This is a genomic window from Maritimibacter sp. UBA3975 (assembly GCF_002384975.1).
Taxonomy (GTDB): domain Bacteria; phylum Pseudomonadota; class Alphaproteobacteria; order Rhodobacterales; family Rhodobacteraceae; genus Maritimibacter.
The window spans coordinates 1-10,381 of record NZ_DGCP01000015.1 but is presented as its reverse complement, the minus strand read 5'-3'; the positions used below and the strand labels follow the sequence as shown (position 1 = coordinate 10,381).

Genomic DNA, 10,381 nt, shown 5'->3' with positions numbered 1-10,381 from the left:
GCGAATGCACCCTTTGTCCGCATAGCAGACCAACACGGTTTGCGGACACCCCCAAAAGTTATCGCCGCTCCGCGCGAAAACATCATGCTTGCTCCCGAGCACGTCTGCGATCCACCTACCCGTCTTGGAAACCCGGTCATTGCAGTCGTTGCCGTTGATCCACACCACAGCTAACGACCGCTTTCGGCCCAAAGCCGTCATCCACATACTACGCCGATGCTGCACCGCAGCTTCTCCAGACCGGCCATTCGTCGATGGCGCAGCATTATCGGAGGATGAAGGTCGGCAGAGCGGGACCTTTCTGCCGTTCGCCGCACGTGCTCGCTATTCGCCACGTCTGCGATCACCACTGAATGTCGGGCGGACAACGGCCATTCGCTGCAATTCGCGTGTATGACAGCTATTCCACCGAGCTTTCTGATTACTCTGACTTGGTCTGTCCCGCACTAAGGACGTCGAGCAAGGGGCAATCTGGTGTGTCGGACCCGGTGCAGCGTGCGATTGTCTGAGCGAGCACGGTCTCGATCGCCTTGAGGTCGCGGATCTTGTCGCGCACTACCTCGAGATGGTGGCGCCCCATCCGCTCGACCTCGGCGCAGGTGTGACTGCCGCGATCGACCAGAGACAGCAGCCCGCGGATCTCTTCCATGGTAAAGCCAAGATCCCGTGCGCGCATCACGAAGTGCAGCCGCTCCACATGCGCCGGTCCGTAGCGGCGATGACCTGACGCGGTGCGCGGCGGATCAGGCATCAGGCCGATATTTTCGTAGTAGCGGATCGTCTCGAGGTTACAGCCTGTCAGCTTGGCGAGATCGGAACGCTTCAGGTCGCTCGCGAGGGCGTGATCGTCAGGCATGAGATTTCTCCTTGATCCTGTAGCTACTACAGACCCTATCTTGTCAGTTATCCAACGACAACAGGGCGACAAGATGATGGTGGAGACGAACGGGGCAGAACCTCAGACGGAGGATAGGCCTGACAGGACCGGATGGACAGCCACTGGCGCCGGGGTGCTCGGCGCGCTGGCGATGACCTCTTGCTGCATCCTGCCGCTGGTCCTGGTTAGCCTTGGCGTCACCGGGGTCTTCATCGGCCAACTCACAGCGCTCTACGCCTACAAGTGGGTAACCCTTTCCTTCGCCTTGGCGGCGCTCGGCTATGGATTCTGGAAGGCTTACCGACCTGTGTCTGCCGAGGACTGTGGCACCGGGGTCTGCGCACGCCCGGTGGATCGCGGCCTGATGCGCGGACTGCTTTGGGGTGCGCTGGCCGTGGTGCTCCTGGCCTTGGTCTTTCCCTATGTCGCGCCGCGCATCCTAACCTTCTGATATCGGAGCCCATCATGAGACAAATGTTACTCGCTGCTATCCTCTGGATCTCGCCGACCGCGATCTTTGCAGCCGAAGCCGAGACCCGCCTGCACGTCACTGGTCTAACCTGCCCCTCGTGCAGCTATATCGTCGCCACGGCGCTCAAGCGCGTCGAGACTGTAGAGATCGCGGACTTCCTCGAGGGCGAGGCCGAGGATGGCGTTTACGTCCTGCACTATGATGACGCCGTGACCGGCCCGGCCCGGCTTATCGCCGCCGTCACCGGCGTGGGCTATGGCGCAACACTGGCCGCGGAAGACGGCTCGTGAGCGAGCGCCAGGAACACCCCAAGGACGACCGCTTGCTGAAATACGGGCTGATCGGCACCGTCCTGGTGGCGCTGTGCTGCTTCACCCCGGTCCTTGTGGTCCTGCTGGGCGCGGTCGGGCTTTCGGCCCTGCTGGGATGGCTCGACTTCGTGCTCCTGCCGGCGCTGGCAGTGTTCATCGGCATCACCATTTTCGCGCTCTGGCGGCGCCAACGCACGAATTGAAGAGAGAATGATATGAAAGATTGCTGCACTCCCAAGGGCGGTTACGATCTCGCTGTGATCGGCGCTGGTTCGGCCGGATTTTCCGCCGCCATTACCGCCGCCGAAGCCGGTGCACGGGTCGCGCTGATCGGCGATGGGACGATTGGCGGGACCTGCGTGAACGTGGGCTGCGTGCCCTCGAAGGCCCTGATCCGCGCCGTGGAGGGCCTTCACCACGCCCGCGCCGCCAATCGGTTCAACGGCATCAGTGCCGAAGCCAGCGTGACTGATTGGACTGCGACTGTCGCGCAAAAGCAGGCGCTCGTGGAGGAGTTGCGCGCGGCAAAATACGCCGACGTGCTGCCACGGCACGAGAACGTGGACTACATCGAAGGTCGCGCCCTGTTCGACGACCAAGGCAATCTCACCGTAGACGGGGTGGCGTTCCCGGCAGCGAAAATCATTATCGCAACCGGATCGCGTCCCCACGTGCCCGCGATCCCCGGCATTGAGGATATCGGCGCCCTCGACAGCACGTCGGCGCTGGAACTCACCGTTCTGCCCGCCTCGATGTTGGTCCTCGGTGCTGGCTATATCGGCGTGGAGCTTGCGCAGCTCTTCGCCCGTGCCGGTGTCGCGGTGACCCTGGTCAGCCGCCGCGGCGTGTTGCCGGAGGCCGAACCCGAGATCTCCGAAGCACTGGAGGGCTACCTCGCTTCCGAGGGTATTCGCTTGGCGCGGGTCGCCGGCTACGAGAGCGTGGTGCGCGATGGCGACGGCCTACGTCTGAGCGGCAACGTGGGTGAGAACTTCATCGCCGAGCGACTGGTGCTTGCCACCGGGCGGGTGCCGAACAGTGATGGCTTGAACCTCGGCGCAGCCGGGATCGAGACAGACGCGCGCGGCGGCATCGTGGTGGACGCGCAGATGCGCACTTCCAACCCCAGTGTCTGGGCCGCAGGCGACGTCATCGGCTGTGACCAGTTCGTTTACATGGCAGCCTACGGCGCCAAGCTCGCCGCCCGGAACGCGGTGGCGGGAGAGGCACGCAGCTACGACAACAGCACGATGCCCTGGGTCGTGTTTTCCGATCCGCAGGTGGCGGGCGTGGGACTGAGCGAGGCACAGGCCCGCGCCGCGGGGCGCGAGGTCCTCACCTCGGTCCTGCCGCTCGACGCCGTTCCGCGCGCGCTTGCCGCCCGCGACACGCGCGGGCTGATCAAGCTGGTGGCCGAGGCAGGAAGCAAACGCCTGCTGGGGGCGCAGATCCTCGCCCCCGGGGGCGCAGACAGCATCCAGACCGCAGCGATGGCGCTGAAAGCCGAGCTCACCTACGACGAGTTGGGCGATACCATCATGCCCTATCTCACGACGGTGGAAGGGCTGAAGCTTGCGGCCCAGACCTTCGAGAAGGACGTGGCAGCGCTCAGCTGCTGCGCAGGGTGAAGGCATGAGCGGCAGATCGAAACGCGACCTCCTCGGTTCGACCCTCGACGCCGCTCTCGCCTGGTGGCTGCCGATAGGTGCCATGGTGCTGGCGATTCCACTGCCAGATGGACCCAAGATGGGGATCTGGTTGCTTGCATTGGCGTGGATGGGAAGTGCCTGCCTGTTCAATGCCCGGCGTTGTGGCCGGGTCCATTGCCGCTACACCGGGCCCTTCCTGCTGACGATGACGCTCCCTGTGCTGGGCCATGGCACGGGGCTGGTGCCGCTCGGAGAGGACGGCTGGCGTTGGCTCGGCATTGCGACGGGTGGAGGCACTATGGCGATCTGGGGGCTGAGTGAACGATTGATGGGTCGCTATCGTTGAACGCGTGAGCGGCCCCAGACTGACAAGCATGAACGAGGAGCACATATGACCGAGACACTCGACCTGATCGTCATCGGCGCCGGCATGGCCGGGATCAATGCCGCGAAAAAATGCAGCCAGGCGGGTTGGTCCGTCGCCATCGTCGACGAGCTACCTTATGGCGGCACCTGCGCACTCCGTGGCTGCGACCCGAAGAAGATGCTGCGCGCCGGCGCCGAGGCGGTGGAGGCCGTGCGGCTGCTCGAAGGCAAGGGCGTCGCAGGAGAGACCAAGATCGATTGGCCATCGCTGATGAAGCACAAGGAGAGCTTCACCGACCCGGTGCCCGAGAGCATGGAAAGTGGGCTGACAGAGGCCGGGGTGAAAACGCTACATGGTCGCGCGCGCTTCACCGCCAAGGACCGGATCGAGATCGACGGCCAAGGCGAGATCGCCTTTCGCCGCGCACTGATTGCTACGGGCGCAAAGCCGAGGCCGCTGGAATTTTCCGGTGCCGAGCGACGGATCGACAGCACCGATTTCCTGAACCTCGCCGAACTGCCGCGCCGGATCGTCTTTGTCGGTGGCGGCTACATCTCCTTCGAATTCGCCCATATCGCTGCGCGGGCGGGAGCTGAGGTGACAATCCTCGACCGCGGCGCACGCCAGTTGAAGATGTTTGACCCCGACCTCGTAGAGATGTTGCTCGAACGGAGCCGCGAAGCCGGGATTGAGATCATGGCTGAGGCCGAAATGGAGCGGATTGGGGATACGGATGGGGCGCACCGCGTGCTCTACCGCAAGGCCGGGCAGAACCATTCCATCGAAGCCGATCTCGTCGTTCACGGTGCAGGTAGGGTGCCGGACATCGACCATCTTGACCTTGCGGCTGCCGGTATCGAAACCGAGCACGGTGGCGTGAAGGTTGCGGCTTGGCTGCAATCTCCATCGAACCCACGCATCTATGCCGCCGGAGATGCTGCCGCCTCGCCAGGAAAGCCGCTGACCCCGGTCGCCGTCTTCGAAGGTAAGATCGCCGCCTCCAACATGCTGAAGGACAAGCGGACTGAACCCGACTACACCGGAGTGCCGAGCGTGGTGTTCACCATACCCGAGCTGGCGCGGGTCGGCCTGCTTGAGGAAGAGGCGCGAGAGTTGGGTGATGTGGAGGTGAGCTTCACCGACACGTCGGGCTGGTTCTCGCAGAAGCGCATCGGTGAAACACATGCCGGTGCGAAGATCATCACCGGCAAGGATGGCAAGATCCTCGGAGCCCACATGTTCGGCCCGGAGTATGCCGAGCTGATCAACGTCTTCTCGCTGGCGATCAAGCTGGGGCTGACGGCGGCGCAGGTGAAAGCGATGCCCGCCGCCTACCCGACGGGGGCGTCCGACATCGGGTCAATGTTCTAAAAGTGCAGCGGCGTTCCGTTGCGCGCTCCCACTTGTTAGTAACACCCCGGAACCAGACCTTCCCGGCTTCATATGCGAAGGGCCGCTACGGGCCCGATCACGACAAGCACGCCCATGCTGCCACTGCGAAGCCTCCTACGACCAACGCGGTCAGTTTGGGCTCTCTGCGGACCTCAGATGCGCCGCAGTAAGTCATGCTATGATGATCCGTCAACGTCGGGTTGTCGATGTGGAGGGCGTGGCGGATCGGAGGATCAGTCATGCAAACACCGAACTTACCTGCCATTCGCGCCCATCGCCCTGCTTGGAACAAGGGACGCATCGTGGGCCAGAAGCGGCCTCTGAAACCCAAGCAAGTTTGGGCCATCAGGGTTCGGCTTGAACTGGCCGAGAACCATCGCGACTTGGCGCTCTTCAACTTGGCTATCGATAGCAAGCTGCGCGGGTGTGATTTGGTCAAACTGAAGGTCGTAGATGTCATGGCTTCCGGCCTGATCAAGGAACGTGCCTCGGTCTTGCAAAGCAAGACGCAAAAACCAGTGCAGTTTGAAATTTCGGATGGCACCCGAGCATCATTGCAAAATTGGATGCAAGACCCCTCGATGATCGGATCAGAATATCTATGGCCTGGGCGTTTCCACGAACGGCTTCATATCTCGACCCGGCAATATGCACGCATTGTCAGGAATTGGGTGATCTCGATCGGGCTGGAGGCGAGCGCATACGGCACCCATTCTATGCGCCGCACCAAAGTCACCCAGATCTACAAGAAGACCGGCAACCTGCGCGCAGTTCAACTCTTGCTGGGCCATACCAAGATGGATAGCACGGTAAGATATTTGGGCGTCGAGCTTGAAGACGCACTTGCTATCGCCGAAGCCATTGAAATCTGAGACTACGGGCCGTCTTCATGGAACGGGCCCAGACCAGACCTTCGTCAGGGAGGTTTTCGCTGCGTCGCAACTTACCCGAAGGTGCCATTCATGTCGGTGCTGTTGACCCGACCAGGATTGCCTCTCATGTCTCGTCAAGACATGGCGTGAACATCCTCAGCAGCGAAGTCGATGAGGGTTCGTATCTTTCGAGGTAAGGTCCGACCTTCGAGATAAACGACGGTAACCGGTCCCCCATCCATGTCGAAATCCTCGAGCAATGGAACGAGGCGGCCAGTGTCCAGCATGTCGGCGGTCGCGAACCGCGGCGCATAGGCGATCCCCATGCCGGCCGAGGCCAACTCGATTGCCGCCCGGGCCGAGTTGACATGGAACCGGCCCCGCACTTGGGCGACGATCGCGGTGCCGTCCTTGCTAAACGTCCACCGATGCGGTTGGCGCCGGTTGGTATCGACAATGCAGGCGTGCTGAGAGAGATCATCCGGTGTTCTCGGTGCCCCGTGCTCATTCACGTAGTTTGGATGCGCAACCAGTGAGCTGTGAAACGTGCCGAGCTTGCGCGTCTTGAGTGACAGCGTCTCCGACACACCCATCCGGAACGCCAGATCGATGCCGTCGGCGGCCAAGTCGACGTAGCGATCGTCCAACCTGAGGTCGAAAGTCAGATCCGGGTGCGCTTCGGCGAACCGGGCCAACATGCCGGCCACGTAGACTTCGCCGAAGGTCACAGGCGCCGAGACCCGGATGATCCCGCTCAGGCCGCGCGACCCCTCTGACACAGACCCCAGCAGAGCATCGAGCTCATCGAGGACGGCTGGCGCCCGCGCGAGGAGATCCTCACCGGCTGGCGTCAGCCCCACCTTCCGGGTCGTTCTCTGGAGCAGCCGCGCGCCGAGGCGCGCCTCCAGTTCGGCCACGTATTTCGAGGTCAGGCGGTTCGAGACCCCCAGTTGCTCGGCCCCTGCGGTGAAGGAGCCGGTCCGTGCGGTGGCCACGAAAGCCTTGAGTTCGTCGACAATATCCATGAGCGCCCTTTTGAGAATAAATTCGCGATAGTCATTCCATAACATCGTCATTTTATGGAATATGGGAAAGCCTTACTTTCGCTTTAGTGATCAACAGGCCGCCGCAGGGCGGCAAAGCGAAGGAGAATGCCATGCGTATCGCAGTTATCGGCAACGGAAATGTCGGCTCAGGGCTCTCGCGGATTCTGGGCGAGGCCGGCCACGAGGTGACAACCATCGGCCGCAACGACGATCTCTCTACCGCCGTCGCCAAGGCGGAGGTGGTAGTCGTCGCCACGCCCTACGGGGCCATCGCGGATCTTGCCGGCAAGGCCGACTTCAGCGGCAAGACCGTCATCGACGTCTCGAACCCGGTGACCGAGGACTTCTCCGGCCTTCAAGTCGGGCACAAGACCTCGGCGGCCGAAGAGATCGCCTCCAGGCTGTCCGGCGCGACGGTGGTGAAGGCGTTCAACACGGTCTTCGCCCAGCACTACGGCACGGGCCTCAAGGTCAATGGCCAGCCCATCCAGACCTTCGTCGCTGGCGATGACGAGGCCGCGCGCGAGACGGTCAAGGCGCTGGCCGCCGAGATCGGCCTCGAGCCGGTCGATGCCGGCCCGCTCGCCAACGCCCGCTACCTCGAGCCCATCGGCTTCCTCAACATCCAGTTCGGCTACGTCTTCGGTCACGGCACCGGGATCGCGCCGCGCTGGCAGTTTTCCTGACATCCCCAACCCCACGGAGCATCTGACATGACCACGCAGACCCATACCGACTACGCCGCCGCCGCCCTTCGCATCTCGACCGGCGTCCTGTTCCTCGCCCATGGCTGGATGAAGGTGAGCGCCTTTACCATCCCCGGCACCGTCGCCTTCTTCGAAGGCCTCGGCCTGCCCGGCGTGCTCGCCTACTTCACGATCTTCGCAGAGCTGGCGGGCGGTATCGCCCTGATCCTCGGTCTCGGCACACGCCTCGTCTCGATCGCGCTGATCCCCGTCCTCCTGGGCGCGACATGGGCGCATTCCGGTTTCGGCTGGAGCTTCTCGAACGAAGGCGGCGGCTGGGAATACCCGCTGTTCTGGGCGGTGGTGCAAGGCGTCGTCGCCGTCCTGGGACGCGGAGCCTTCGCGCTGCGCGTGCCGCAGCTCGACCAACGCCTCGGCCAGTTCGCCTGACCTCCCTTGCTGGCCGCGGGTCATCTCCCGCGGCCGCACTCTTTCACAAGGAGACCTGCAATGACCACCGTCGACCACTTCTTCGGCATGACGACCGCGCCGATGCGTATCGGGGCGGTCCGGCTCAAGGTGCGGGACCTCGATGCGGTCTCCACTTTCTACCAGATGGCGCTGGGGCTCAGCCCGGTCGCGACCAGCGAGCATCGCGTCACCCTCGGCACCGGCGACACGCCGTTTCTGGAGCTTCAGGGCGACCCAGGCCTTTCCCCACTCGACCCGCGGCAGGCCGGGCTCTTTCATACCGCCTTCCTGATGCCGACCCGATCCGACCTGGCCCGCTGGGTCGCTCACATCGCCGAGGCGGGTGTGCCGCTTCACGGTGCCTCGGATCATATCGTCAGCGAGGCGCTCTATCTCGCCGATCCCGAGGGCAACGGCATCGAGGTCTATACGGACCGCCCGGTCTCGGCCTGGCACGGCGAGGGCGGCGAGATCCGGATGAGCACCGACCCGCTGGATCTCCAGGGTCTGCTGCAAAGCGCCGCAGGCACCGAATGGTCGGGTTTCCCCGAGAACGGCAGCATCGGCCATGTCCACCTTCAGGTGGGCGACACGGGCGAAGCCGACCGCTTCTACCGCGACGTGCTCGGCCTCGATATCGCGGCGCGCTATCCTGGGGCCAGCTTCTACGGCAGCGGCGGCTACCACCACCAGCTTGCCGGCAATATCTGGAACAGCCGCCGGGCCAGCAAACGCCCCGAGGGTATGGCAGGTCTCGATGCCATCGAGATTGTTGTCCGTGATGCGGCGGACATTGCCTCCATCGCTGGCCGGGTTGAAAGCGCCGGGCTTGAAAGCATCAAGAATGCCAACGGCCTGACCGTTCGCGATCCCTGGGGCACCGCAATCACGCTCAAGAATTAAGGAGACGATCATGCTTCGAGACGGGAAATGGGTTGCCGACTGGCAGCCGGTCCAGGCCAAGGACGACAAGGGTGGCTTCGTCCGCCAGACCTCCAGCTTCCGCCACTGGGTGACGCCTGACGGGAGCGCCGGGCCGACCGGCGAGGGCGGCTTCAAGGCCGAGGCGGGCCGCTACCACCTCTATGTCGCGCTGATCTGCCCCTGGGCGTCGCGGACGCTGATCGCCCGAAAGCTGAAGGGGTTGGAGGACGTGATCTCGGTCTCGGTCGTCGAACCGGATCTCTCCGACCAGGGCTGGCACTTCGGCGATCCGACCGAGGCCGAGGGCGCGTCCTACATGCACGAAATCTACACCCGGGCCGACCCGACGATCTCGGGCCGGGCCACGGTGCCGGTGCTCTGGGACAAGAAGCGCGGGACCATCGTGAACAACGAGTCCGCCGACATTCTGCGGATGCTGAACTCCGGTTTCGGAGATCTGGCCGACCATAGCATCGATCTCTATCCGGCGGACCTCCGCGAGGACATCGAGGCGCTCAACGACCGCATCTATCCGAGCTTGAACAATGGCGTTTACCGCGCGGGCTTCGCCACCACGCAGGTCGCCTACGAGGAAGCATTCTGCGAGGTTTTCGCAATGCTCGATGAACTCGAGGAGCGCCTCGGCGACGGTCGCGGGTTCCTTTTGGGAGGTCGCTTCACCGAGGCCGATGTGCGACTCTTCGTGACGCTGGTGCGCTTCGACGTGGCTTATCACGGCCTCTTCAAGTGTAACCTGCGCCGCATCGCGGACTACCCTGCCCTAAGCCGCTACCAGGCCCGTATCCTCGCTATCCCCGGGGTGCGCGATACGGTCAGCATTGACCACATCAAGCGCGGCTACTACTCGATCAAGGCGCTGAACCCCACCGGCATCGTGCCTGTCGGGCCGGAATGTTCCCTGGGCTGAGGGCCTCGGTCGGCCATCCGGATCAGGCCCCCTGGCGCGCGCGGGGGGGCGCCAGCTCCGCCGCGCCGGACATTGATCACTCGAATCGCGAAGGCCGCAATGAGACCGGCGACGGCAATCCAGGAATGTCCGCTATTAGATCACCGACGTCGCCGTATCGCACTTGCAGCAAAGGTCAGCTCTCCGCCCTTCGCAGCTATTAGTATGGCGTGAGAACCTGAGCGACCCTACACATGACGACAATTCGGTTAGGTTGCTCTCCGCTCCCATGCGAATTACCAAAGTCGGATAGTGCGCTCTGGCGCTTTTCGGATCATATTTGTTCAAACTTTCAAATAGCGCATACGAGTCTAACAGATGACCTGAAGTGGTCCCACCTTTTCGGA

The 10,381-nt window shown here is 63.2% G+C and carries 13 protein-coding genes; 11 read left to right on the top strand and 2 right to left on the bottom strand.

Going from position 1 to position 10,381, the window contains the following annotated elements; genetic code table 11:
- Nucleotides 1-421 precede the first annotated feature (421 nt).
- Nucleotides 422-856 (bottom strand): MerR family transcriptional regulator, encoded by a 435-nt coding sequence (locus B2585_RS16490; RefSeq protein ID WP_292025025.1) that lies wholly within the window; start codon nt 854-856, stop codon nt 422-424.
- Between the two features lie 76 nt (nt 857-932).
- Here B2585_RS16490 and B2585_RS16485 point away from each other — a divergent pair, with 76 nt between their 5' ends.
- The 7 genes from B2585_RS16485 to B2585_RS16455 all read left to right on the top strand — a co-directional run bounded on the left by B2585_RS16485 (nt 933) and on the right by B2585_RS16455 (nt 5,940).
- A complete protein-coding gene (locus B2585_RS16485) occupies nt 933-1,328 on the top strand; it encodes a mercuric transporter MerT family protein (RefSeq protein WP_292025026.1) in 396 nt (131 codons plus the stop codon).
- Nucleotides 1,329-1,342: 14 nt separating this feature from the next.
- On the top strand, nt 1,343-1,639 hold the full coding sequence (locus tag B2585_RS16480; protein ID WP_292025024.1) for a heavy-metal-associated domain-containing protein: 297 nt from the start codon (nt 1,343-1,345) through the stop codon (nt 1,637-1,639).
- Nucleotides 1,636-1,863 (top strand): mercury resistance system transport protein MerF, encoded by a 228-nt coding sequence (merF, locus tag B2585_RS16475; RefSeq protein WP_292025023.1) that lies wholly within the window; start codon nt 1,636-1,638, stop codon nt 1,861-1,863. The genes B2585_RS16480 and merF overlap by 4 nt, the downstream gene beginning before the upstream one ends.
- A 12-nt stretch (nt 1,864-1,875) precedes the next feature.
- Entirely contained in the window at nt 1,876-3,288 is a 1,413-nt protein-coding gene (merA, locus tag B2585_RS16470) for a mercury(II) reductase (protein WP_292025022.1), read from the top strand.
- 4 nt (nt 3,289-3,292) lie between these two features.
- Nucleotides 3,293-3,655 carry a hypothetical protein gene (locus B2585_RS16465; protein ID WP_292025021.1) on the top strand — a complete coding sequence of 121 codons (363 nt, stop codon included), beginning with the start codon at nt 3,293-3,295 and terminating at the stop codon, nt 3,653-3,655.
- A gap of 45 nt (nt 3,656-3,700) precedes the next feature.
- Nucleotides 3,701-5,047 (top strand): dihydrolipoyl dehydrogenase family protein, encoded by a 1,347-nt coding sequence (locus B2585_RS16460; RefSeq protein ID WP_292025020.1) that lies wholly within the window; start codon nt 3,701-3,703, stop codon nt 5,045-5,047.
- 260 nt (nt 5,048-5,307) lie between these two features.
- Complete coding sequence (locus B2585_RS16455; protein WP_292025019.1) at nt 5,308-5,940, top strand: tyrosine-type recombinase/integrase; 633 nt, start codon at nt 5,308-5,310, stop codon at nt 5,938-5,940.
- 134 nt (nt 5,941-6,074) lie between these two features.
- Here the strand turns inward: B2585_RS16455 and B2585_RS16450 are convergent, their stop codons facing one another.
- Nucleotides 6,075-6,965: a LysR family transcriptional regulator gene (locus B2585_RS16450; protein WP_166127946.1), complete on the bottom strand. Its 891-nt coding sequence runs from the start codon at nt 6,963-6,965 to the stop codon at nt 6,075-6,077.
- 131 nt (nt 6,966-7,096) lie between these two features.
- On the opposite strand from B2585_RS16450, the gene B2585_RS16445 reads away from it, so the two are divergent.
- Genes B2585_RS16445 through B2585_RS16430 form a run of 4 tightly spaced genes read left to right on the top strand, consistent with a single transcriptional unit; the run spans nt 7,097 to nt 9,995 of the window.
- Complete coding sequence (locus B2585_RS16445; protein WP_166125636.1) at nt 7,097-7,672, top strand: NADPH-dependent F420 reductase; 576 nt, start codon at nt 7,097-7,099, stop codon at nt 7,670-7,672.
- A gap of 27 nt (nt 7,673-7,699) precedes the next feature.
- A complete protein-coding gene (locus tag B2585_RS16440) occupies nt 7,700-8,122 on the top strand; it encodes a DoxX family protein (protein ID WP_166125638.1) in 423 nt (140 codons plus the stop codon).
- Between the two features lie 60 nt (nt 8,123-8,182).
- Entirely contained in the window at nt 8,183-9,046 is an 864-nt protein-coding gene (locus tag B2585_RS16435) for a VOC family protein (protein WP_292025018.1), read from the top strand.
- Nucleotides 9,047-9,056: 10 nt separating this feature from the next.
- Nucleotides 9,057-9,995 carry a glutathione S-transferase family protein gene (locus tag B2585_RS16430; protein ID WP_271689133.1) on the top strand — a complete coding sequence of 313 codons (939 nt, stop codon included), beginning with the start codon at nt 9,057-9,059 and terminating at the stop codon, nt 9,993-9,995.
- Nucleotides 9,996-10,381: the final 386 nt, after the last annotated feature.